This window comes from Cobetia sp. UCD-24C (assembly GCF_001306765.1).
Taxonomy (GTDB): Bacteria; Pseudomonadota; Gammaproteobacteria; order Pseudomonadales; family Halomonadaceae; genus Cobetia; species Cobetia amphilecti.
On record NZ_LJTD01000001.1, the window covers coordinates 172,705 to 195,222 of the forward strand.

The following is a 22,518-nucleotide window of genomic DNA, read 5'->3' on the forward strand; positions in this document are numbered from 1 at the left end:
CAGCAGATGACTCGCGACGAAAGCCCCGTGCAGCATGGCAGACCCTGTTCGCCACACGGGTTTCAGCTCATTCGCCACGCATTACCGATTGAGAATATAACGGCGCACGGCATTGTTGTGCTCGCGCAGCGTGCGCGAGAAGTGATGCTTACCCTCACCCTTGGCGACGAAGTAGTAGGTATCGCCTTCCTTGGGATGCACCGCCGCTTCCAGCGCGGCGCGCCCGGGCATCGCGATCGGCGTCGGCGGCAGGCCGGTGATCACGTAGGTATTCCAGGGCGTCGGCTTGCGCAGATCGGCACGCGACAGCGAGCCATCATAGTCCTTGCCCAGGCCATAGATGACGGTCGGGTCAGTCTGCAGGCGCATGCCGCGCTCCATGCGACGCTTGAAGACACCGGCGATCTCGTCGCGCTCTTCCGGGGCGCCGGTCTCGCGCTCGATCAGTGACGCCATGATCAGCGCCTCGTAGGCGCTGGTGATCGGCAGGTCGTCGTCTCGCCCGGCCCAGACTTCCTCCAGCGTCTTGCTCATGCGGCTATAGGCCTGCTTGTAGAGCGAGAGGTCGCTGACGCCCTTGTGATAGCGGTAGGTGTCCGGGAAGAAGCGCCCTTCCGGCTTCTCGCCCTCTGCATCGACGGCCGCCATCAACTCTTCATCGCTCATGTCGCGAGTCGTGTGCTCAAGCTTGGGCGAGGCATCCATGGCAGTGCGCATCTGGGCGAATGTCCAGCCCTCCGGCACGGTCAAGGTATAGCTGACCACATCGTCACTGGACAGCAGCGCCACCAGTTCACGACCGTTCAAGCCCGGCGTGAGACGGAATTCACCGGCGCGCAGGCCATTGACGGCCTCAGGCTCGAGGCGCGACCACACCTTGTACGGCCAGCTCGCCTCGATGATGCCCCGTGACTCGAGCTCGCTCACCACCCTGGTCAGGCTGGCGCCCTTGGGCACCTCGAACAGCTGTTCCTTCTCGATCGCCAACGGTGACAGCAACTGCGCCTGCCAATAACGAAAGCCCACCACACCCGCAGCCACGGCCAGCACTACCAGCATCAGGAGGATCTTGAACACTCGCATAATCAGGTTTCCAGTCTTCATGGCGAAGGCGACGACCGCACAGGCATGCCTGCTGACGCTCATCGTCTTCCGTCAGTTCGCGGGCTCGCCCAGCAAGCGCGCGACAGTGTGATTCAACTCGTCCAGCGCCGGATGCGCCTCATCCTTCCACTCAGCCAGAATCGCGTCATCAGGCTTGAGCAGGGTGCGCAGCGGCCAGACGCCCTGCACGGAATTCATGACGACGACCTGCTCGGCCCACGCGAGTGACTCAAGCCCCTCACGCACTCGCTCGAACGTCATCTCGGCCTCAAGCGCCGCCAGCAGCGTGCCCTCGACCCCGGCACGATCAAGACACGGCGTGAACCAGCGCCCGTCACGATACCAGGCCAGATTCATGCTGGTGGCCTCGATCAGCTCGCCCTGCGCATTGAGCAACAGGCCCTCGCTGATGGCCGTGTCGCTCCACTCACGGCGCGCCAGCACGTTCTCGAGCCGGTTGAGGTGCTTGAGCCCCGCCAGTGCCGGTTGCTCGGCCACACGCAGCTCGCAGACCCGCGCCGTGATGCCACGCCGCGCCTGCTGATTGACCGCAAAAGGCGTCGCGCGTGCCCGCAAGCGCGTCTCCGGTGACTCAGGTGCCCTGTAGCCCCGCCCGCCGGAGCCGCCGGTGACGATCAGCTTGAGCACTTCAAGCCCCTCGCCCTGGCAGACCGCCAGGCAGCCCGCCAGCTCAGCTGACGAAGGCGCTGCAATTCCCAGACGCTGACAACCGCGCCTCAGGCGCGCCTCGTGCCAGGACCACAGCTGCGGCTGGCCCTCACGCACCAGAATCGTCTCGAACACGCCCTCGCCATAGGCGAGGCCACGGTCATCACTGGGCAGATCGGCGGCGAGCGCCGCAAGAGCACGCTTGTCGTCAGCGCTCCTTTCATCAGAGGCCCGGTCATCTGAGCTCTTGCTGCCAGAGGCATCAGTCGTCATCGGTACAGCCCTCCAGAGAACGGTTGCGGACACGACACGCGAAGCAGTGACGCCCCACAGACAAACGCGCCCCCGGATGGGAGCGCGTCTGAGGAGAGAGAACACGAAAGCGTGTGATCAGTCCTTGAGCTTGCCGAACACCAGCGAGCCGTTGGTGCCACCGAAGCCGAACGAGTTGGACAGGGTGTACTCGATCTTCATGTCACGTGCGACGTTGGGCACGTAATCGAGATTGCAGCCCTCGGCCGGGTTGTCCAGGTTGATGGTCGGCGGCGCGATCTGGTCACGCATCGCCAGCACGCAGAACACGGCCTCGACCGCACCGGCAGCGCCCAGCAGGTGACCGATCATCGACTTGGTGGAGCTGACCGCCACATCACGTGCCGCGTCACCCAGCACCGACTCGACGGCGAGGCTTTCCGCCTTGTCGCCGGCATTGGTGGAGGTGCCGTGGGCATTGATGTAGTCGATCTGGCTCGGCTCGAGCTTGGCGTCACGGATGGCGTTGCGCATCGCGGCGGCCGCACCACGACCGTCTTCGGGCGGCGCCGTCATGTGGTGAGCGTCGTCGGACATGCCGAACCCGAGCACCTCGGCGTAGATGGTCGCGCCACGCGCCTTGGCGTGCTCGTACTCTTCCAGCACGACGACACCGGCGCCGTCGGACAGCACGAAGCCATCGCGGTCGCGGTCCCACGGACGGCTGGCCGCCTGCGGATCATCGTTGCGAGTCGACAGCGCACGCGCTGCGGAGAAGCCACCCAGACCCAGCGGCGTAGTCGCCATCTCGGCGCCACCGGCCACCATCACGTCGGCATCGCCATAGGCGATGGTACGCGCGCTGTAACCGATGTTGTGCGTCCCGGTGGTACAGGCGGTGGTGATCGCGATGTTCGGACCACGATAACCGAACTGGATCGCCAGATTGCCGGAGATCATGTTGATGATGGAGCCCGGCACGAAGAACGGCGAGATGCGACGCGCACCGCCCTTCTCCAGCGCCTTGTGGTTGTGCTCGATCATCGGCAGGCCGCCGATACCGGAGCCGATGGCGACACCGATGCGCTCGGCGTTGTCTTCGGTGCATTCAATGCCGGAGTCGGTGATGGCCTGGTGGGCCGCCGCGATACCGTATTGGATGAAGAGGTCCATCTTGCGGGCCTCTTTCGGGTTCAGGTACTGACCCACATCGAAGTCCTTGATGGAGCCACCGAAACGGGTATTGAAACCGCTGACATCGAAATGCTCGATGGCCGCGATGCCACTCTTGCCCGCCTTGATGTTGCTCCAGCTTTCCTCGACGGTATTCCCGACCGGGGTTACCAGGCCAAGACCTGTTACCACTACCCTTCTGCGAGGCATCGTGTCTCCTCCAAAACTATCGAATTGGCACGCCAGGGCCATGGACGCCCGGACGGTAATTGAGCGCATTATACAGAAACCTGGCCATGCGTGGGCAGTCGGTTTTCAAGCGCTTTTCTGGCCACTTTCACGAAGGAATTCCGACACTTGCCACAAGGGGACATTTGTCACGAAGCCCACCGCCTACCACCAGGCAATGCGCGCCCTGTCGGCGCGGCATTGCGCAGCACATCCCTGAACGACAAGAGCCGCACTGAGGAACAGTGCGGCTCTTGAACGTACAGACAATTGCATCACGACCATGAGCAACAGGTTGCTCCGTGATCGCTTCAACACACCTTACTGGTGGTTGACGATGTAATCGATAGCTTCCTGCACGGTGGTGATCTTCTCTGCTTCTTCGTCAGGAATTTCAGTATCGAATTCCTCTTCAAGAGCCATCACCAGCTCGACGGTGTCCAGGGAATCGGCGCCCAGGTCTTCAGTGAAAGAGGAAGAGTTCTGGATTTCTTCTTCTTTGGCGTTCAGGCGCTCAGCCACAACCTTCTTGACGCGTTCTTCAATGGTGCTCATTTAACAATCACTCCTAGTGGTACGGAATCCGCAGCTCGAAAAAGCTGGGCGTAGTTTATAGGCCACCCCAAAAGGACGCAACCACGTCCCTGCGTGGGGTTCAGCGCATGTTCATGCCACCGTTCACCTGCAACGTCTCACCGGTAATGTAGCCTGCTGCATCACTGGTCAGGAAGCCGACTGCCGCAGCAATCTCTTCCGGCTGGCCAAGGCGCGCCAGCGGGATGTTGCCGAGCAACGCTTCGTGCTGCGCTTCCGGCAATGCTTCAGTCATGTCAGTGGCAATGAAGCCCGGTGCCACTGAGTTGACGGTTATATTGCGTGACGCGACTTCGCGCGCCAGCGAGCGGGCAAAGCCTTCCATGCCTGCCTTGGCGGCAGCATAGTTGACCTGACCGAGGTTGCCCATGGTCGCGACCACGGACGAGATGTTGACGATGCGGCCGAAGCGCGCCTTGGTCATGCCGCGCAGGCAGCTCTTGCTGACACGGAAGACCGACTTGAGATTGGTGTCGAGCACCGCGTCCCAATCGTCTTCCTTCAAGCGCATCAACAGGTTGTCACGCGTGATGCCGGCATTGTTGACCAGGATGGTCGGGGCGCCGAAGCGCTCGCCGATTTCCTTGAGCACGGCATCGACGCTGGCCTGATCGGTGACGTTGAGCAGCATGCCCGCGCCTTCGATACCGTGCGCCTCGAGGTCAGCGCCGATGGCCGCTGCCCCTTTCTCGCTGGTGGCAGTACCGATCACGATACGGCCCTGACGGCCGAGTTCACGGGAGATGGCTTGGCCGATGCCACGACTGGCACCGGTCACCAGTGCGATTCTGCGTTCGCTCGTCATCTTGAGTCCTGAGTTGGCTGATCCAAGTCACATGGCCGGCCAGATGGGCCAGCCACGAGCTTACTGATTCTGTTCGGCAGCGGTCTCGCGGGCAAGTTCCAGCGCCGCTTCCAGGCTATCCGGATCATTCACGGCCAGGCCACGTGCCTGACGCTGAATGCGCTTGCCAAGGCCGGTCAACACCTTGCCCGGGCCGCATTCGATGAAGCTGCGTGCGCCACTGTCGAACATGGCATTGACGCAATCGGTCCAGCGCACCGGCTGATAGAGCTGCTCGATCAGACGCTGACGCAGTGTCTCGACATCGTCATGCGCCTTGGCATCGACATTCTGGATGACGGTATAGCGCGGCGCACGGAAATCGATGGCATTCATCGCCTCGGCCAGCTTGTCGGCCGCCGGACGCATCAGATCACAATGCGACGGCACCGACACCGGCAGCGGCATGGCGCGCTTGGCCCCCGCTTCCTGACATGCCGCGATGGCACGCTCGACGGCAGCGGTGCCACCGGCGATGACGACCTGTCCCGGCGCATTGTAGTTGACTGCCGCGACCACTTCACCCTGTGCCGCACTGGCACAGGCGGCTTCGACCTGGGCATTCTCGAGACCGAGAATGGCCGCCATCGCGCCCTGGCCCTGCGGCACGGCAGTCTGCATGGCTTCGCCGCGCAGATTGACCAGCTTGACACCCTCGGCGAAACCGATCACGCCAGCGCAGACCATGGCGCTGTATTCACCCAGGGAGTGACCGGCCATGCGCGCCGGGCGCGGGCCTTCCAGCTCCTGCCAGACGCGCCAGATGGCGACACTGGCGGTCAGAAGCGCCGGCTGGGTCAGCTCGGTACGATTGAGCTCCTCCGCCGGGCCTTCCTGTGTCAGGTGCCAGAGATCGCGCCCCAGCGCGTCAGAGGCTTCCTCGAAGGTAGTGCGGACCACGCTATAGCGCTCCGCCAGCTCCCGCAGCATGCCGACCTGCTGGGAGCCCTGTCCCGGGAAGATGAGGGCCAGGGAATCTGTCATTGCTGTCACCATTTCCATCTGTTCAGGTGGGACTGACACGGGTCAAGAAACCCGATTTCCACTGGCTCGCAAGCGAGACGACCACTGTCGTGTCTCACGCTTCTGCCAGGGGAAAGCCTGCTTCCTGTCATTTACGTCATGCTGCTGTCCTGCGGGGGCTTCCTGTAGGAGCTGCCTGCCCCTGATTCCCGTCCGCCTTCACCGCCCGGCCGCGAAGCGCTGGCATTGTCGCACCGTGTGCGCCGAAGCTCGACCCCAACAGGAACAAATCAGACCAATTTACTCATTCAGCGTGAGTATGTGCCTTCCAGGGCCTGCGCCAGGCGCGAGGGCAACTGCTCACGAGCCTCGCTGGCCGCCCGCGTGACGGCAAAGGCAAAGCCTTCCGCCGCCGCGCCGCCGTGGCTCTTCACCACCACGCTTGCCAGGCCCAGCAGGCTGGCACCGTTGTAGCGCACCGGGTCCAGTTCACGCGAGAGTCGTGTCAGCGCCGGGCGCGCCAGCCAGGCCATCAGGCGCGTGCGCCAGCTGGCCGCCAGGGTCGCCCCCAGCTGTGCCGACAGCATCTGCGCGAGTCCTTCACTGCTCTTGAGCACGACATTACCGACGAAGCCGTCACAGACCACCACATCCACCTTGCCGGAGAAGAGGTCGCCGCCCTCGACAAAGCCAAGGTAGTCGAAATCCGACTCGCTGCCAGCCAGCAGGGCGTGCGCTTCCTGCACCTGCGCAGTCCCCTTGACCGACTCGACCCCCACGTTGAGCAGCCCTACTCGTGGACGCTCGACCGCGTCAATGAGGCGGCTGCGCATCGCGCCCATGCGGGCGAACGCCAGCAGATGGTGCGGTGCGACATCGACGTTGGCGCCGAGATCCAGCAGGCTGCAGGCGCGCGCGCCGCGCGTGGGCACCGCGGCACAGATGGCAGGTCGCTCCACCCCTTTCACTCTTCCCACTTCGCGCATGCCCAGCGCCATCAAGGCGCCGGTATTGCCGGCACTGACACAGGCATCCGCCTGGCCCTTCGCCACCAGACCCAGGGCCTGAGACATGCTGCTGGGCTCGCGGCTGCGCAGAACGCGGGACGGGCGAGCATCAGACGCGACAATGCCGTCGACAGCGAGTGTCTGAAGGCGATCACGAACACGGGAGAGTGAAGCAGGGAGGGAGTCTAACTCGGCATCCAGTAGATGCTGCGGGCCGACCAGGATGGCGCTGAGTTGCGAGTCTCGCAACAGCGCACTGGCCGTGCCCCGTAACGTAGCGCGGGGACCGAAGTCCCCGCCCATCGTATCGATGGCGATACGCACGGCGTTACGCCGCGCGCTGCATCAATGCCTTATGCATCAACGACTTTGCGGCCACGGTAGAAACCGTCGGCAGAGACGTGGTGACGCAGGTGAACTGTACCGGTTTCCTTGTCCTGGGACAGGGTCGGTGCAGTCAGGGCATCGTGGCTACGACGCATGCCACGCTTGGAACGAGTTTTGCGGTTCTGCTGAACTGCCATGGGGATTACTCCAATCTTGTCGACAAATTGAGTTCAGTGCTTGTCCTTCAGGGTGCGAAGCACACTGAATGGATTCACAGCGGGTGCGTCCGAGGCCTCGGGTTCCACACCGCTGGCCAGCTGGTCGCGAGAGACGGCACAATTGGCCTCCTCGTGGTAGACCACCTGCGGCAGGACCAGGAGCACTTCATCCTCGATCACTGTCAGGAGATCCAGCTGTTCGTTTTCCACCACTACCGGCTCGTACTCACCGGGCAGCTGCGCCGCCAGCGCATCGCTGGTCACCAGACCCAACAGGAACTCGCTGGAAAGCGGCTCCGGCTCGGTGGGTCCCAGACAACGCTGACATAGCAGACTTGCCTCGAAGGCGATGGAGCCTTCGATGAAGCTGCGACGTTGAGTGTCGATGTCAAAGGTCATGGAGACGCTGACGTCCCCTTCCTGAGCACCGATGGCTTCAACAACACGGGGCATGTTCGCCAGTGGAATCACGCCTTCAAGGCGTTTACCCGCTGACGCCAGCCGGTAGGGCTCGACCTTGGTCGGCAGTCTTGTGGTCAACATAGGCGCGCCATAATAGGGATTCCCCCTCCCGGTGTCAAAATGCATGAGCAACTTGTTGCTTTTGCCAGCCCCCTCACCATCACGCTTTCACGTCGATATGCGACAACTGACACTGGGCTACACGTCCAGCGCGCGATTGTACGCGCCTGACGCTTCAATGCCGAGAGGATTTACGGCATCCTGCAGCCCTTGCTTTTCAAATACTTGCCGCGCGCCGCCCAGCCAATGCCCGCAACGCGCCCCGACGGGAGAGCCATGATGACTCCACTGGTCCTGGCGTCCAGCTCACGCTGGCGTCGTGAACTGCTTGAACGCCTCGGGCTGCCCTTCACCTGGACAGCCCCCAGTATCGATGAGACGCCGCGGCGCGAAGAAAGTGCCGAGACACTGGTCCATCGTCTGGCACTCGGCAAGGCCAACGCCGTGGCGGATGCCTACTCCCACCACCTGATCATCGGCAGCGATCAGGTCGCCGTCTTCGAGGGCGAGATACTGGGCAAGCCAGCGGATCTGTCAGCCGCACGCGCCCAGCTGGCACGCTTCTCCGGACGTCGCGTGCGCTTCGTGACCGGTCTGGCACTGATCGACACCCAATCCGCGCGTCATTGGGTCTGTCATGAAGACCACGAGGTCGTCTTCCGCTCCCTGACCAGCGCCGAGATCGAACGCTACGTCGAGCGCGAACGCCCCCTCGACAGCGCCGGCAGCTTCCGCATGGAAGGCCTGGGCATCACGCTCTTCGAGCGTCTCGAGGGGCGTGACCCCAACAGCCTGATCGGCCTGCCGCTGATTCGCCTGTGCGAACTGCTGCGCGAGGCAGGCGTCGACCCTCTGCTGGATGCACCGCGCCCCTGAATGGCGCCGCGCCCCCGAGAGACACCGTAGCCCTGAGAGATACCGCAGCCCTGAGCGACGAGAGCTGCGGCCCTGACTCGCCTACCAAGGCAGGCGGTAGCTGACCGGCGACACCGTCGTCTCGAGCCCCATCGCACTGGCCATCACACCGGCGAAGCGCCGCGTGAAGCGCTCGAAGGGGTCCTGACGCGGCGTGTAATCGTGCAGCTCCGCCTCTGGCGCCAGCTCCGCCGCCAGCTCTTCCAGCGTGCCGGTACGATCGACCAGCCCCAGCCCCCGCGCCTGCTCGCCGGTCCAGATCAGCCCCGAGAACAGCTCGGGGTCATCCTTGAGACGTTCACCACGCCCGGCCTTGACCGCCGCGATGAACTGCTGGTGCGTCGTGCCCAGCACGCTCTGCCAGAAGGCACGCTGGTCCGGCGAGATTTCCGAGAACGGATCAAGAAACGCCTTGTTGTCTCCCGCCGTGAACACGCGACGCTCGATATCCAGCTTTTCCATCGGCCCCTTGAGCCCGAAGCTTGAGGAAATCACGCCGATGGAGCCCACCAGGCTCGAGGGTGCCGCGATGATCTCGCCGGCGCCGGCCGCCATGTAATAGGCACCACTGGCGCCCAGGTCTTCAATCACCGCGATCACCGGCTTGTCGCCCCGCTCACGCAGCCGCATCAGTTCGTCATAGACGCGCTGGGACTGCACCGGGCTGCCACCGGGCGAGTTGATGTCGAGCACCACCGCCACGGAGGCCGGTGACTCCCAGGCCGCGCGCAGCCCCTTGATGATGCGCTCGGCATTGGCTTCACCGTCCGCTTCGATCACGCCCTTCACGCGCACCACGCCCAGATGCTGCTCGCCAGGCAGCGCCGCTGGCTGGCTGCCGAGCGTGAACAGGGTCACCGAGGTCGCAATCGAGGCGATGAACAGCAAGGCGAACAGGAAGCGGAAGAACAGCTTCCAGCGCCGCGAACGACGCTGCTCGGTGACCACGCCCTGCACCCAGCGGTCCATCATCTCGAGCTGCGCGGTACGCTCGCGCGCCTGCCAGTCCACCTCACGGTCGGAGGCAGCCGCCGCGCCCTGTCCACTCATGCCCGGCCCGCTCAAGCCCGCTTCGCTCTCGTCCTTGCCACCCGCGCCTTCACGCCAGGGATCCTGCGGCCTGTCACTCATCGATTGCTGCTCCTGTGCTGGGCGATCGCGGCCGTTACCTGGCCACGTACAGCCAATCCATCAATTCATCGAAATGCGAGACGATGCGCTGCGGCGCACAGGCCTCAAGACGCGGCACACTGTGTACGCCGTAGTCGACACCGACACTGTGCATGCCCAGGGCACGCGCCATTTCCAGATCATATTCGGTATCGCCGACCATCAGCGCCTCATGCGCCTCAACGTTCAGCTCGGCCAGCAATTCCTCGAGCATACGAGGGTGCGGCTTGGACAGCGTCAGGTCCGCGGTGCGCGAGGCATGGAACCAGTCACCGCAGTCATGGGCCGTGAACATGCGGTCCAGCCCGCGGCGGCTCTTGCCCGTCGCGACGGCCAGCAGCTGCTCGGGATGGCGACGCAGACGCTGGATGCCGGCCTCGACACCGGGGAAGAAGTCCAGCGGCGTGGTATCGACCGCCACGAAATGCGCCTTGTAGGCCGCGACCAGCGCCTCGCACTGCTCGGCCGTCGCCCCCGGGAACAGGCGCTCCATGGCTTCGGGCAGCCCGAGCCCGATGATGTCACGCGCCGCATGGGCAGGCAGCTCGCCCATGCCCGTCGCCAGCGAGGCTGCCTGCAGGCAGTCGACGATACGCGCCTCGGAATCCATCAGGGTGCCATCCCAGTCGAAGATGACCAGGCGATAGCGCGGTTGCGGCAGTCCTGCGGTGAGATCAGTCATGACGAGCCCCCAGCTCTCTGGCAGTGGCGAGAACGCGCTTCATCCGCTTGTCCAGCGGCGCGCGCACGGTGACGGTTCGCCCGTCGATCGGATCAGGAAAGCTGAGCTGGGCGGCATGCAGGAACAGGCGCTCCAGCCCGACCTTCTTCGCCAGGGCATTGCCGCGCTCGGTGCCGTACTTGGTATCGCCGAGCAGCGGGTGCCCGGCATGCACCGAGTGCACGCGAATCTGGTGGGTACGCCCGGTAATCGGCTCGGCCTCGACCAGCGTCATGCTCGGATAGGCCTCACGCACCGCGTAGCGGGTGCTGGCCGTCTTGCCGGCCTCATCGACGCGCACCCGCCGCTCACCATTGCCACCGTCATAGCGCTCCAGCGGCGCATTGACGTAATCGCGGCGTGAATCCCAGCGCCCCTCGACCAGCGCCAGATACAGCTTGGTCATCTTGTGGGCCTTGAGGTCGGCATTGAGCTGCAACAGCGCAGCCCGCGACTTGGCCAGCAGAATGCAGCCGGAGGTATCACGGTCCAGGCGGTGCACCAGCTCCAGGAACGGCAGGTCGGCGCGAATCTGGCGCATGGCCTCGATCAGGCCGATCTTGACGCCGCTGCCGCCGTGCACGGCAAGCCCCGAGGGCTTGTTGATGACCATGAAGTCATCCGTCTCGCGCACGATGCAGCCCGCCAGCACCTCGCGCAGGTTGTCACTGACTTCCTGCACGGCGGCTTCCGGCGAGAGGCGCAGTGGCGGCACCCGCACCAGATCGCCCGCCTGCAGGCGGTAATCGACCTTGATGCGCTTCTTGTTCACGCGCACTTCACCCTTGCGCACGATGCGATAGATCAACGCCTTGGGTGCGCCCTTGAGGCGGGTACGCAGAAAGTTGTCGATGCGCTGCCCGGCCAATTCCGGGGCAACCTCGATCCACTGGACTGATTGGCCTTCGGCCATGTCGCACTCCTTTCCGGCCCCGCCTTCGCGCGGCCTGCTCATCTTGTTGCCGTGCGCCTGGGCGCACTCAGACCGGTCATTCTACGGTGTCATGCGACCAATGGGGAATCATCGTGCCATATGCCGCTCTCATCCGCGGCTCGCCGGGCCTCGTATCTCGGGCGATGTAGCGAAGCGTTTGATCTGGCAGCTGAATTGCTGGTACATACCTTTACTGGTATATTCGAGCGCAGTGAGATGGGCCTTCTCTATATGCCCGATCATCGTCTCCGCAGCCCTGTCACAGCGGCCGGAAAAACGGCGCACCCGGCACTTCAACAAGGTGCTTCACGCCGGCGGAGAGGGTCAGATGGCCCGCAATGAAGCAACGCGCACCGACATCAGCACCGTGCAGGTCACGCAAGCACCCTGTTGTCATCTACCCTGTCGGTAGCGTGCTGTCCCGCGCATCGCACCTGTCAATCACAGGCAGTGAAGGCCGCCCCAAGGACAGTCATTCGCGGCCGGTGGCCAGACCAACAGCTGACGCAAAACATCGATGTCGCTCAGGTCTCACAGGACCTGATGACGACATCAGCGGGCGCGGAACGCATGACGCCGCGCGCCGCAGCGCAATCGCCCTTCGAGCCTTCGTTGCAGACTCCACGAGATGATGTCGCGGGAGCCCGAAAGCCGCCTGCGCAGGCAAGACAGCAAGATGCCCAGTCATTCATGGGCCAACGACACAAGACCGCTCGGGCATGAAGCCCGGGTAATCATTCGATATCCGTGCCGAAGGCCGGCGTCGATGAATCGGCAAATGCCAGGTGTTAGGGAAGAGACCGCAGGGCCGGAGGAGTACAAATCCCCGCAACACGTCCTGCCTCTTCCAAGTACTCAACATGATCATGCCGCATGTGGCCCGTCCACGGACTTGCCTGCATGCGAAAAACGCATTCCACGACATGCGCTGAGCACAACACGAAGCGGAAAACGGTTCCTCGTCGCCGACGCACAATGCGGCTGCCCTTCGGCACGCCCAGTCTAGCGAGACGACATGAAACGGATGCTCATCAACGCGACCCAGCCGGAAGAGCTGCGCGTCGCACTGGTCGACGGACAACGCCTTTACGATCTCGACATCGAGTCCGGCGCCCGCGAACAGAAGAAAGCCAACATCTACCGCGGCAAGATCACCCGCATCGAGCCCAGCCTCGAAGCCTGCTTCGTCGACTTCGGCGCCGAGCGCCACGGCTTCCTGCCGCTCAAGGAAATCTCCCGCGAGTACTTCTCCAAGGACCCCGGCCAGGGCCGTCCCAACATTCGTGAAGTGCTCAAGGAAGGCCAGGAAGTCATCGTCCAGGTCGACAAGGAAGAACGTGGCAACAAGGGCGCCGCCCTGACCACCTTCATCAGTCTGGCCGGCCGCTTCCTCGTGCTGATGCCCAACAACCCGCGTGCCGGTGGTATCTCCCGCCGCATCGAGGGCGAAGAGCGCGCTCAGCTGAAGGAAGCGATGAACAGCCTGACCCTGCCGGACAAGATGGGCGTCATCGTGCGCACCGCCGGCATCGGCAAGAGCGCCGAAGAGCTGCAGTGGGACCTCGACTACCTGGCCCAGGTGTGGGACGCGGTGACCAAGGCCGCTTCCAGCCGCCCTGCCCCCTTCCTGATCTACCGTGAATCCAACGTCATCATCCGTGCCATGCGCGACTACCTGCGCAATGACATCGGTGAGGTACTGATCGACTCTCCGGAAGTCCAGGAAGAAGCGCTTTCCTTCGTACGTCAGGTGATGCCGAGCTACCAGCAGAAGATCAAGCTCTACGAAGACGATGTGCCGCTGTTCTCGCGCTTCCAGATCGAATCCCAGATCGAGACCGCCTACCAGCGTGAAGTGAAACTGCCCTCCGGTGGCGCCATCGTCATCGACCACACCGAAGCCCTCGTCTCCATCGACATCAACTCCGCTCGCGCCACCCGCGGCAGTGATATCGAGGAAACCGCGCTGCAGACCAACCTGGAGGCCTCCGACGAGATCGCCCGCCAGCTGCGTCTGCGCGACATCGGCGGCCTGGTGGTGATCGATTTCATCGACATGACGCCGGCACGCAACCAGCGTGAAGTCGAGAATCGTGTGCGCGACGCGCTCAAGATCGACCGCGCTCGCGTCCAGATCGGCCGCATCTCACGCTTCGGCCTGATGGAAATGTCGCGTCAGCGTCTGCGCCCCTCACTGGGCGAGACCAGCGGCGTGGTCTGCCCGCGTTGTGACGGCCAGGGCACCATCCGTGACGTGCGCTCCATGGCGCTCTCCATCATGCGTCTGATCGAAGAAGAGGCCATGAAGGAGCGCAGCTCGCAGATCCGCGCCATCCTGCCGGTGCCGGTCGCGACCTACCTGCTCAACGAGAAGCGCGCCACGCTGTTCGACATCGAACGTCGTCAGGGCGTGAATGTCGTGCTGCTGCCGAACCCGGAACTCGACACGCCGCACTACGAAGTCGTGCGTCTGCGTGATGACCACGTCGATGAAGACGGTGCTGACAAGTCCAGCTTCGAGCTGTCCGTCGAGACCGAAGTCGGCAAGGAACCGGATCCGAACTTCGACAAGCCGCCGGCGCGCACTGAAGCAGCCGTCAAGAGCGTGTCCCACACCACGCCTGCCCCGGTTGCCGCACCGGAAGCGCCTGCCGCAGCGCCCGCCGCCGTGGCAGAGAGCGCTGACAGCAGCAATGACAGCGATAGCCGCAACGGCAAGAACAACGGCAATCGTCGTCGCAACGGCAACGGCAGCAGCAACGGCCGCAACCGTCAGGAGTCGCGCAACGAGTCTCGTAATGACACTCGCAGCGAAGGCCGCAACGACAACCGTCAGAGCTCGCGCAATGACAACCGCCAGGGCAACCGCTCGAGCCAGGGCAATGACACCCGCGCTCAGGCCAGCAAGCAGGAAGTCGTGGCGCAGCCTTCAGCCCAGACTCCCGTCAGGACTGCTGCTCCGGCCACCGGTGGTGGCCTGCTGTCGCGCCTGGCCCGAGGCTTCAGCCGTCTGCTGGGCAATGACAACGACACCGCCGTGCCGGCCAAGTCCAGCGAAGCCCGCAAGGCACTGGAAAAGGCCCGCGAGCGTCGCGAGACCGTCAGTGAAGCCAGCGCTCCGGCAGCGGCTCGCAACGACTCCCGCAATGGCCGCAACGCTGAACGTAGCAACGACCGCAGCAGTGACGGCCGTGGCAACGAGCGTGATGACAACCGCAAGGACTCCCGTCGTCGCAATGACAACGCGTCACGCAACAACGACGGCGAGTCACGCAACAGCGGCAACGATTCCCGTGGCAACGACGCTGACAGCAGCAGCCAGAACGATGGCCGCAGCAACAACAAGCGCCGTCAGCGCAACGACCGTGGCAACCGTCGCAAGTCCAACGAGTCGCGTCAGGACAGCCAGCAGGAAATCGTCACCAACGACAGCAAGCCGCAGGCCGAACCGGAGCAGACGCCGCAGGCCGACAACAGCCCGAAAGCCGAAGCCAGGAGCAGCGACAGCCAGAACGCCAAGGCCGACAACGCCAGCAAGCGCGATTCCGGCAAGCGCGGCGACAAGCCGGCACGTGGTGAAAAGCCGGCCAAGACTGACAAGGCCGAGCAGGTCGACAGCAAGCAGGCACGCGAGTCCATCAAGGCAGCCGAACAGGCCGAGCAGGTGGAACAGCAGGTCAGCAGCGAAGACCAGCAGACCCGCAACAACCCGCGTGTTCGCAGCCGTCAGCACGCTCTGAACCCGCAGGCGGTCGAAGAGCAGAAGTCGCTCAAGGCCATGACGCTGGCAGGCCCGCAGGCCGCCGCTGCTCCGGCAGCCGCTGCGGTGCCGGCCATTGCCGAGGAAGGTGCCGAAGCCATCAGCGCCACCACCGCTGCCCCGCAGGGTGAAGCCAATGTCCCGCAAGGCAATGACAGCGCCCCGCAGGCTGAAACCAGTGCCCCGCAAGACGAAAACAGCACCGCTGCACAGGACGCGCCGACCAGCGCCGAGCAGTCTGCCAGCGCAGACCTCACGGCAGCCGTTGCACCGGAAGTCAGCGAGCCAAGCAACGAAGCACTGAAGGAGACGGTAGCGCCTGAGTCAGCGGCATCCGACGTGCAAGCATCTGAGCCAGCGACAGCGGAAGTGCCCGAGCCGGTCGTCGAAGCACCTGTTGAAGCACCAGTCGAAGAGGCGTCCGAAGCGCCTGCCACTGGCGCTCACCAGGCGCAGAAGACTGAGCAACACGCCGCCCAGCGCACTGAGCAGCATGCCGTCCAGCAGCCAAGCGTGCACCAGCCGCAGGCCAACGAAGCTGACGTCACCGTCGACACGCCGGCCGTCACCGCTGCAGAAGCCGCGGCCGATGAGCAGTCGCTGAAGGAAAGCGTGACCAGCGAAGCCGCTGTGCCTGAAGCGCCAGCCGCCGCCGAGCAAAGCGTCCAGGTACCGGCCGCCGAAGCGCAAGCTGCCGAGCAGACCGAAGCTCAGGCACCTGTCGCTGAAGCAGACACTGCCAGCCAGCCTGCGCAGCCTGTGGCGGAAGAGCCTGCCGTGGAAGACGCTGCCGCTGAACAGCCTGTACAGGAACAGGAGACCGCGCACGAAGAGGCTCCCCAGCAGACTGAGACCAGCGAGGTGAAGGTGACGCAAAGCGCTGACGTGGCCAGCACTGAGATTGAGCCTGCCGTCAGCACTGAGCGCACCGCAGATACTGTCGCTGAAGCTGCGGAAGGCGCTCAATCAGCTGAAGGCTCTGATGCTACTGCTGAAGGTGCCGAAAGCGCCGTCAACGTCAGCGCCAGCGTCGAGAATGCGCCGGCCGAGACAGCGTTCGCGACTGCCGAGCGTCACGACAATGTCGCCGTGGCGCAAGCCGTGAGCGACGACTCCCACACAGGGGAAGTCGCTGACAGCGAGCACAAGCAGGCGCCGAGCGAGCGAGGCGAGACGACAGCGGCAGAAGGCGCGCAGCAGGACAGCACGCAGCCAGCCACCGAGACCCGCCGTCGCCGTGGCGAACGCGCCTACAACGATCCGCGCGAAGTGCGTCGTCGTGAGCGTGAAGCTGCCGAACGTGCTGCCGCACAACAGGCCAGCGCAGAGACTCAGGACACGACCGCTCAGGATGACAGCAACACGTCTCACTGAGTCCTGAGGCTGGCGCCCTGCCCCTGCCGTCACTCTGGCGCCCCTTTCAGCCACAAGTGCTGAAGGGGGCGCCAGAAAGGCAGCAAGACAGGGACTGTGCCAAGGTCTATGCCAGCCGCTCCCGTTGAGCAGCAAGTCAGAACCATGCACTGAAAACAAGAACGCCCCGCAGGCAAGCCTGCGGGGCGTTCTTGTTTTCAGTGCATGCTATTTTCAGCGCCTGGTGTGCGTGCCTTCACTTCAGCGCAGGTCTCGTGTGCACGACTCTGGGCCTCAGCCCTCGGGCATCACCCTTCAGGCATCATCCCCAGCTCCCGCGGCTCCTGCTCGAGCCAGACCCCGAAGCGGGTGTGGACGGCCTCACGCACCTCCTGCGCCAGTGCCAGCAGCTCCGTGACGGCCCCCTCGCCGAAGTGCACCAGCACCAGCGCCTGCTGAGCATGCACGCCGACATGGCCTCTGCGCGCGCCCTTGAGACCACATTGATCGATCAGCCAGCCTGCTGCCAGCTTGATGCTGCCATCGGCCTGCGGGTAATGCGGCAAGCTCGGGAAGCGGGTCAGCAGCGCCTGGGCCTCGGCCCCGGGAAGCTGCGGATTCTTGAAGAAACTGCCGGCATTGCCCAGTTGCGCGGGGTCGGGCAACTTTTCACTGCGCGTGGCAATCACCGCCTGGGCGACCTGCAACGGCGTCGCCTCCTCCCCTTGCGGCAGCGCCGCACTGACACGCTGGGCGAGATCACCATAACCGAGCCGAGGCGACGCCTGGCGCGATACCTGCAACTCCAGGCGCGTGATCAGCACGCGATGCTCAAGCACGCCCTTGAAGATGCTGTCGCGATAGCCGAAACCGCATTCCTCGCGATTCATCCACCGGCAGCTGCCATCTTCCAGCGACATGACTTCCAGGCGCAGCAGATGGTCTGCCAGCTCGACGCCATAGGCGCCGATATTCTGGATAGGCGCCGCACCGCAGCATCCGGGAATCAAGGCCAGGTTCTCGTAGCCCCACCAGCCGGCGGCGGCCAGCTCCATCACCAGGGCATGCCAGCGCTTGCCGGCCTCGACGCAGACCGTGGCCGTCAGGCCGTCTTCTGCCGGCGTGATGGCGACCTCGTCAAAGGCCGGGCGCATGACATGGGCATCCAGCCACGGCAGCAATACCAGATTGCTGCCGCCGCCGATCACCACCAGACGCTCACCAGCCTGCCGGGAGGCCAGCACCTGCGCCCTGGCCGCCTCGATGGTGTGTGGCTCACTCAGGGCGCGGGCACGCGCCGAGAAGCCCAGCGTATTGCAGCCATCCAGCGCCACCCCCTCACGTTGCGAGGTGTTGCCAGCGTTCTGATCAGTGGATACCTGAGTCATGAGCGCGCCCGCGCCGTGGTCGCCGCAGGCAGTGCCGCAATGAGTGCCTCGCAGGCCACATCGATCAGGTCCAGCACACGCTCGAAGGCATCGGGGCCCCCGGTGTAGGGGTCCGGCACCTCACGACTGCCCGCTGCCAGCGCGGGCAACGGGGTCGGCAGCAGGTCCAGCAGGCGACCGATCAGCGCCTGATCACCACTGTTGCTGCGCGCAGCCAAGGCACGGGTATCGGCAAGATTGGCGTCGTCCATCACCAGAATCAGATCGAAGTCGTGAAAGTCCTGCTCGCACAACTGACGGGCACGCAGCGTGCTGATGTCGTGTCCGCGTTTGGCCGCATGCGCGATGGCCCGCGAGTCAGGCTGACCGCCGACATGCCAGTCACTGGTACCGCAACTGTCCACCGTGACGACCTGCTCCAGACCATGGCGCGTCAACGCCGCACGCAACACGCCTTCGGCACTCGGTGAGCGGCAGATATTGCCCAGGCACACCATCAGGATGCGCTCCAATGGCGCCTGACGCTGGACCAGTTGCTCAAGAAGCTCGCTCATCAGGCCTCTCCGCTCTCGCTGCCTGCCGCTGCTTGCGCCAGCCAGTCGCACACGCGCTCGAGATCCTCCGGCGTATCGACACCGGCTGGATGCGCCGTGCAGGCAATGGCCACCTGGATGGCATGACCATGATGCAGCGCGCGCAGCTGTTCAAGCTGTTCGAGCTGCTCCAGCGGGGCCGGCAGCCAGTCGACGTAATCGGTCAGGAAGCTGGCACGATAGGCGTAGAGGCCGATATGGCGCAGCCAGGAATCGGTGGCCAGCATATCCGGCGGCGTGGTGAAGTGCTCGCGGTCCCACGGGATAGGCGCACGCGAGAAGTACAGGGCACGCCCACGCAGGTCACGCACCACCTTGACCACATTGGGATTGAACAGGCTGTCGACGCTGGCGATCGACTCCGCCAGCGTGGCGATCGAGGCACCCTCGTCTTCCTCGAGGCGTACCGCCACCTGATCGATCAGCGCCGCCGGCAGCAGCGGCTCGTCGCCCTGGACGTTGACCACCAGGGTCTCGGGGGCCAGCGCCAGCAGCGTGACCACCTCGGCAAGGCGGTCCGTCCCGCTGGGATGATCGCCACGCGTCATCACCACCTCGGCCCCGAAGCCTTCGCAGGCCTCACGGATGCGCTCGTCATCGGTAGCGATCACGACCCGGCTGGCCTGACTGGCGCAGGCATTGCGCCAGACATGCTCGATCATCGGCTGGCCATGAATGTCCGCCAGGGGCTTGCCCGGCAGGCGTGAGGAGTTGAAACGCGCCGGAATCACGACCACGAAGCCGGACTCGCCCTCTGAACGGCTGTCGTCTGCCTGCCCCTGCTGCAGAAGGTCACTCATCAGCCGCGGCTCCCCTTGAGCTTCTCGTCGGCATCCATCTGGCGCGCTTCTTCTTCCAGCATGACGGGGATGCCGTCGCGTACCGGATAGGCGAGGCCATCGTAGAAGCACTTGAGCTCGGCATTCGCCGCATCATAGGTCAGCTTGGCCTGACACAGCGGGCAAACCAGTAGCGCGAGCAGTTCCTTGTCCATCGAGACATCTCCGGAATAACAGCAGAAAAGAAAGAAAATTCAGCGATCAAGCACTCAGAGCGCCTCAAGGCGTTTGGCGAGCCAGTCCACCAGCGCCTGGTCCGGACGCGCCTCGACATCCAGCGCCCAGCAGCGCTCATTGGCGAAGCTGCGACACTTGACGGCGTCCTTGGCGGTCATCACCACGGGCAGATTGTCGGAAAAGCGCAGATCCGTCGGCGTGAAACGATGGTGGTCCGCCAGCGGACGCGGCAGATGCTCGACCCCGAGGTTGGTCAGGGTACGGAAGAAGCGCTGCGGATTGCCGATACCGGCCAACGCATGCACCTGACCACTGAACGGCAGCTGGTGGGCAGGATAGCGCACGTCGTCGATCAGGTGGCGCCAGTGGACCGGCGTCAGCTTCATGCAATGCGATTCCACCGGCAGGCGCGAGCAGTCGATGACACCGTTGGAGATCACCGCATCGACACTGGCGAGGCGCGACAACGGCTCGCGCAGCGGCCCGGCGGGCAGGCAACGCTGATTGCCGAAGGCACGCTCACCATCCACGACCACCAGCTCGATATCGCGCCCCAGCGCATGATGTTGCAGGCCATCATCGGAGAGCAGAATGTCGCAGCCTGCGGCAATCAGGCGCCGCGCCGCGCTCGGGCGATCCGGGTCGACCGCCACCGGCAGGCCCGTCTGCTGGGCCAGCATCACCGGCTCATCGCCGGCATGCTGAGGATCGGTATCGGCCTGCACGTAGAGGGGATAGCGCGGCGAATGCCCGCCGTAGCCGCGCGAGATGATGCCCGGGCGCCAGCCCTGCTCGCTCAACCAGCGCCCCAGCCAGGCGACCAGCGGCGACTTGCCGGTACCACCGACGGTGATGTTGCCGATCACGATCACCGGCACCGGCGCCTTCCAGACCTCACGCTTGCCGGTGAGATAGGCGTTGCGCTTGCGCGCCACCACATTCTTGTAGACATGTTCCAGCGGGCGCAGCAGATGAAGCCAGCCGGCGCCGCGATACCAGGCGTCTACCAGTCGTTCACTCATGCGTCTGCCGTCTCCCGGAACTGGATGCGATGCAGCGCGGCATAAGCACCTTCCTGAGCAATCAATGATTCGTGGGTGCCGTCTTCGATGATCTCGCCATCATCCATCACCAGGATGCGGTCCGCCTTCTCGATGGTGGACAGACGGTGGGCGATCACGAAGGTCGTCCGGCCCTGACACACTTCCTCCAGCGCGCGCTGGATATAGCGTTCGGATTCGGTATCCAGCGCCGAGGTGGCCTCATCCAGCACCAGGATCGGCGAGTCCTTGTAGATGGCACGCGCGATGGCGATACGCTGGCGCTGACCACCGGAAAGCATCACGCCATTGTCGCCGACGATGGTGTCGTAGCCTTCGCTCATGCGCTCGATGAATTCGTGGGCATAGGCCGCGCGCGCCGCCTCTTCCACCCGTGCCTTGTCGACCTCACCGGTGCCATAGGCGATGTTGGCGGTCAGGTCGGCATTGAACAGGGTGACATTCTGCGAGACCAGCGCGATCTGCTGACGCATCGGGCGCAGCTTGTAGTCCTCGATGGCGACATCGTCGATCAGGATGCGGCCGGTGGTCGGTGCGTAGAAGCGCGGCAACAGGCTCATCAATGTCGACTTGCCCGACCCCGAACGCCCGACGATGGCGACCATCTGCCCCGGCTTCACCTCCAGATCGATGCCCTTGAGCACCTCCGGCTGATGGTCTGCATAGCGGAAGTGGACATTGTCGAAGCGCACACGGCCCTCGAGGCGACCCTCGGGTACCAAAGTGCCGTTGTCCGGCTCTGCCGGCGTATCCAGCAGACCGAACAGTTCTTCCGAGGCCGCCATGCCCTTCTGGATCTCGCCGTTGACTTCGGTCAACTGGCGCACCGGCTTGGCCATCATCGAGGCGGCGGTGATGAAGCCGACGAACTCACCGGCGCTCATGCCGGCCATCAGTTCCGGCGCCATCGCCAGCCATACCAGCGTGGCCAGCGCCACGGCGATCAACAGCTGGATGACCGGCGTGGCGGTGGCCTTGGTCAGCGCTTCCTTCATCTTCTGCTCGCGGTTGTACTCACTGACCGCCGCGAAGCGTGCCTTCTCGTAATCCTCGGCACCGTGGGTACGCACGACACGATGGCCGGACAGCGCCTCGGAGGCCACGTGGGTCACCTCGCCCATCGAGCCCTGGATACGCTTGGAGAGCTTGCGGAAGCGCTTGCTGGCATAGCTGACCACCCAGCCGATCAGCGGCGTGACCGCGATGAATACCAGTGTCAGCTTCCAGTTGGTCCAGAACAGATAGCCCAGCAGGCCGAGCACGAAGAAGCCTTCGCGCAGGATGATGGTCAGCGCCTTGGTGGCCGCGCCGGTGATCTGCTCGACATGGTAGGTGACGCGCGTGATGAGATGGCCGGTGGAGTTCTCGTCGAAATAGCGCCCCGGCAAGTGCAGCATGTGGTTGAACACCGTGGTGCGCAGGGTGTGGACCACGTTGCGCGCCACATCACTCATGCAGTAGGTGCCCAGGAAGGTGCCGACGCCGCGCACGGCGAACATGCCGATCACGAACAGCGGCAGGAACAGTCTGAACTGGGCGTCAGGATTCTGAATGCCGTCGATCAGGCGCTTCATCATCTCGGCCAGCGCCGTACTCGAGGCACCGTAGATGATGTAGCCGACGACGGCGGCCAGAAACATCTTCCAGTACGGGCGAACATAGCCGAGCAAGCGGCGGTAATGAATCCAGGTGGAGTCGCGACTCAC

At 64.2% G+C, this 22,518-nt stretch carries 20 protein-coding genes; 2 read left to right on the forward strand and 18 right to left on the reverse strand.

Annotation, left to right across the window (positions count from 1 at the left end; translation table 11 throughout):
- Window positions 1–81: 81 nt before the first annotated feature.
- The 9 genes from mltG to AOG28_RS00755 all read right to left on the reverse strand — a co-directional run bounded on the left by mltG (window position 82) and on the right by AOG28_RS00755 (window position 7,922).
- The gene (gene mltG / locus AOG28_RS00720; RefSeq protein ID WP_200906710.1) at window positions 82–1,083 is read right to left on the reverse strand and encodes an endolytic transglycosylase MltG; all 1,002 of its coding nucleotides are present in this window, start codon (window positions 1,081–1,083) and stop codon (window positions 82–84) included.
- Between the two features lie 72 nt (window positions 1,084–1,155).
- Window positions 1,156–2,046, reverse strand: coding sequence for an aminodeoxychorismate lyase (gene pabC / locus AOG28_RS00725; RefSeq protein WP_082388112.1), 891 nt, complete (start codon window positions 2,044–2,046; stop codon window positions 1,156–1,158).
- Window positions 2,047–2,163: 117 nt separating this feature from the next.
- Window positions 2,164–3,408 carry a beta-ketoacyl-ACP synthase II gene (gene fabF, locus AOG28_RS00730; RefSeq protein WP_043331892.1) on the reverse strand — a complete coding sequence of 415 codons (1,245 nt, stop codon included), beginning with the start codon at window positions 3,406–3,408 and terminating at the stop codon, window positions 2,164–2,166.
- Window positions 3,409–3,747: 339 nt separating this feature from the next.
- Window positions 3,748–3,981, reverse strand: coding sequence for an acyl carrier protein (acpP, locus tag AOG28_RS00735; RefSeq protein ID WP_024950601.1), 234 nt, complete (start codon window positions 3,979–3,981; stop codon window positions 3,748–3,750).
- Between the two features lie 100 nt (window positions 3,982–4,081).
- Window positions 4,082–4,825, reverse strand: a complete 744-nt coding sequence (fabG, locus tag AOG28_RS00740) for a 3-oxoacyl-ACP reductase FabG (RefSeq protein WP_043331893.1) — start codon at window positions 4,823–4,825, stop codon at window positions 4,082–4,084.
- A gap of 60 nt (window positions 4,826–4,885) precedes the next feature.
- On the reverse strand, window positions 4,886–5,848 hold the full coding sequence (gene fabD, locus AOG28_RS00745) for an ACP S-malonyltransferase (protein ID WP_043331894.1): 963 nt from the start codon (window positions 5,846–5,848) through the stop codon (window positions 4,886–4,888).
- A gap of 287 nt (window positions 5,849–6,135) precedes the next feature.
- The gene (gene plsX / locus AOG28_RS00750) at window positions 6,136–7,158 is read right to left on the reverse strand and encodes a phosphate acyltransferase PlsX (RefSeq protein ID WP_082388113.1); all 1,023 of its coding nucleotides are present in this window, start codon (window positions 7,156–7,158) and stop codon (window positions 6,136–6,138) included.
- Window positions 7,159–7,187: 29 nt separating this feature from the next.
- A complete protein-coding gene (gene rpmF / locus AOG28_RS17560; RefSeq protein ID WP_065392644.1) occupies window positions 7,188–7,358 on the reverse strand; it encodes a 50S ribosomal protein L32 in 171 nt (56 codons plus the stop codon).
- A gap of 33 nt (window positions 7,359–7,391) precedes the next feature.
- Window positions 7,392–7,922, reverse strand: a complete 531-nt coding sequence (locus AOG28_RS00755; RefSeq protein ID WP_054555004.1) for a YceD family protein — start codon at window positions 7,920–7,922, stop codon at window positions 7,392–7,394.
- 258 nt (window positions 7,923–8,180) lie between these two features.
- Here AOG28_RS00755 and AOG28_RS00760 point away from each other — a divergent pair, with 258 nt between their 5' ends.
- Window positions 8,181–8,777 carry a Maf family protein gene (locus tag AOG28_RS00760; RefSeq protein ID WP_054555175.1) on the forward strand — a complete coding sequence of 199 codons (597 nt, stop codon included), beginning with the start codon at window positions 8,181–8,183 and terminating at the stop codon, window positions 8,775–8,777.
- 81 nt (window positions 8,778–8,858) lie between these two features.
- Here the strand turns inward: AOG28_RS00760 and AOG28_RS00765 are convergent, their stop codons facing one another.
- The 3 genes from AOG28_RS00765 to AOG28_RS00775 are packed head-to-tail and all read right to left on the reverse strand — an operon-like array spanning window position 8,859 to window position 11,620.
- Window positions 8,859–9,947, reverse strand: a complete 1,089-nt coding sequence (locus AOG28_RS00765) for a S49 family peptidase (protein ID WP_054555005.1) — start codon at window positions 9,945–9,947, stop codon at window positions 8,859–8,861.
- A 34-nt stretch (window positions 9,948–9,981) separates the two neighbouring features.
- A complete protein-coding gene (locus AOG28_RS00770) occupies window positions 9,982–10,668 on the reverse strand; it encodes an HAD-IA family hydrolase (protein WP_054555006.1) in 687 nt (228 codons plus the stop codon).
- Window positions 10,661–11,620, reverse strand: a complete 960-nt coding sequence (locus AOG28_RS00775; RefSeq protein WP_054555007.1) for an RluA family pseudouridine synthase — start codon at window positions 11,618–11,620, stop codon at window positions 10,661–10,663. Before AOG28_RS00775 ends, AOG28_RS00770 begins: the two co-directional genes overlap by 8 nt.
- A gap of 1,036 nt (window positions 11,621–12,656) precedes the next feature.
- Between AOG28_RS00775 and rne the strand changes: the two genes are divergently transcribed.
- Window positions 12,657–16,775 (forward strand): ribonuclease E, encoded by a 4,119-nt coding sequence (gene rne, locus AOG28_RS00780; RefSeq protein WP_152965301.1) that lies wholly within the window; start codon window positions 12,657–12,659, stop codon window positions 16,773–16,775.
- A gap of 287 nt (window positions 16,776–17,062) precedes the next feature.
- On the opposite strand, the gene murB is transcribed toward rne, so the two are convergent.
- From murB to msbA, 6 genes are read right to left on the reverse strand one after another with little or no spacing between them, the layout of a single operon-like run.
- On the reverse strand, window positions 17,063–18,142 hold the full coding sequence (gene murB / locus AOG28_RS00785; RefSeq protein WP_082388115.1) for a UDP-N-acetylmuramate dehydrogenase: 1,080 nt from the start codon (window positions 18,140–18,142) through the stop codon (window positions 17,063–17,065).
- Complete coding sequence (locus tag AOG28_RS00790; protein ID WP_054555008.1) at window positions 18,139–18,696, reverse strand: low molecular weight protein-tyrosine-phosphatase; 558 nt, start codon at window positions 18,694–18,696, stop codon at window positions 18,139–18,141. The genes murB and AOG28_RS00790 overlap by 4 nt, the downstream gene beginning before the upstream one ends.
- Window positions 18,696–19,535: a 3-deoxy-manno-octulosonate cytidylyltransferase gene (kdsB, locus tag AOG28_RS00795; RefSeq protein WP_054555009.1), complete on the reverse strand. Its 840-nt coding sequence runs from the start codon at window positions 19,533–19,535 to the stop codon at window positions 18,696–18,698. Before kdsB ends, AOG28_RS00790 begins: the two co-directional genes overlap by 1 nt.
- A complete protein-coding gene (locus tag AOG28_RS00800) occupies window positions 19,535–19,729 on the reverse strand; it encodes a Trm112 family protein (protein WP_043331901.1) in 195 nt (64 codons plus the stop codon). Before AOG28_RS00800 ends, kdsB begins: the two co-directional genes overlap by 1 nt.
- A gap of 54 nt (window positions 19,730–19,783) precedes the next feature.
- Entirely contained in the window at window positions 19,784–20,773 is a 990-nt protein-coding gene (gene lpxK / locus AOG28_RS00805; RefSeq protein WP_054555010.1) for a tetraacyldisaccharide 4'-kinase, read from the reverse strand.
- On the reverse strand, window positions 20,770–22,518 hold the full coding sequence (msbA, locus tag AOG28_RS00810) for a lipid A export permease/ATP-binding protein MsbA (protein ID WP_225347686.1): 1,749 nt from the start codon (window positions 22,516–22,518) through the stop codon (window positions 20,770–20,772). The genes lpxK and msbA overlap by 4 nt, the downstream gene beginning before the upstream one ends.

Coding starts and splice junctions, on each gene's coding strand:
- AOG28_RS00790 (WP_054555008.1), bottom strand. CDS start 18,696: ATGAGCGAGCTTCTTGAGCAACTGGTCCAGCGTCAGGCGCCATTGGAG.
- mltG (WP_200906710.1), bottom strand. CDS start 1,083: ATGCGAGTGTTCAAGATCCTCCTGATGCTGGTAGTGCTGGCCGTGGCT.
- AOG28_RS00800 (WP_043331901.1), bottom strand. CDS start 19,729: ATGGACAAGGAACTGCTCGCGCTACTGGTTTGCCCGCTGTGTCAGGCC.
- AOG28_RS00775 (WP_054555007.1), bottom strand. CDS start 11,620: ATGGCCGAAGGCCAATCAGTCCAGTGGATCGAGGTTGCCCCGGAATTG.
- pabC (WP_082388112.1), bottom strand. CDS start 2,046: ATGACGACTGATGCCTCTGGCAGCAAGAGCTCAGATGACCGGGCCTCT.
- AOG28_RS00755 (WP_054555004.1), bottom strand. CDS start 7,922: ATGTTGACCACAAGACTGCCGACCAAGGTCGAGCCCTACCGGCTGGCG.
- murB (WP_082388115.1), bottom strand. CDS start 18,142: ATGACTCAGGTATCCACTGATCAGAACGCTGGCAACACCTCGCAACGT.
- rpmF (WP_065392644.1), bottom strand. CDS start 7,358: ATGGCAGTTCAGCAGAACCGCAAAACTCGTTCCAAGCGTGGCATGCGT.
- AOG28_RS00770 (WP_054555006.1), bottom strand. CDS start 10,668: ATGACTGATCTCACCGCAGGACTGCCGCAACCGCGCTATCGCCTGGTC.
- lpxK (WP_054555010.1), bottom strand. CDS start 20,773: ATGAGTGAACGACTGGTAGACGCCTGGTATCGCGGCGCCGGCTGGCTT.
- rne (WP_152965301.1), top strand. CDS start 12,657: ATGAAACGGATGCTCATCAACGCGACCCAGCCGGAAGAGCTGCGCGTC.
- fabF (WP_043331892.1), bottom strand. CDS start 3,408: ATGCCTCGCAGAAGGGTAGTGGTAACAGGTCTTGGCCTGGTAACCCCG.
- fabG (WP_043331893.1), bottom strand. CDS start 4,825: ATGACGAGCGAACGCAGAATCGCACTGGTGACCGGTGCCAGTCGTGGC.
- acpP (WP_024950601.1), bottom strand. CDS start 3,981: ATGAGCACCATTGAAGAACGCGTCAAGAAGGTTGTGGCTGAGCGCCTG.
- AOG28_RS00760 (WP_054555175.1), top strand. CDS start 8,181: ATGACTCCACTGGTCCTGGCGTCCAGCTCACGCTGGCGTCGTGAACTG.
- fabD (WP_043331894.1), bottom strand. CDS start 5,848: ATGACAGATTCCCTGGCCCTCATCTTCCCGGGACAGGGCTCCCAGCAG.
- kdsB (WP_054555009.1), bottom strand. CDS start 19,535: ATGAGTGACCTTCTGCAGCAGGGGCAGGCAGACGACAGCCGTTCAGAG.
- AOG28_RS00765 (WP_054555005.1), bottom strand. CDS start 9,947: ATGAGTGACAGGCCGCAGGATCCCTGGCGTGAAGGCGCGGGTGGCAAG.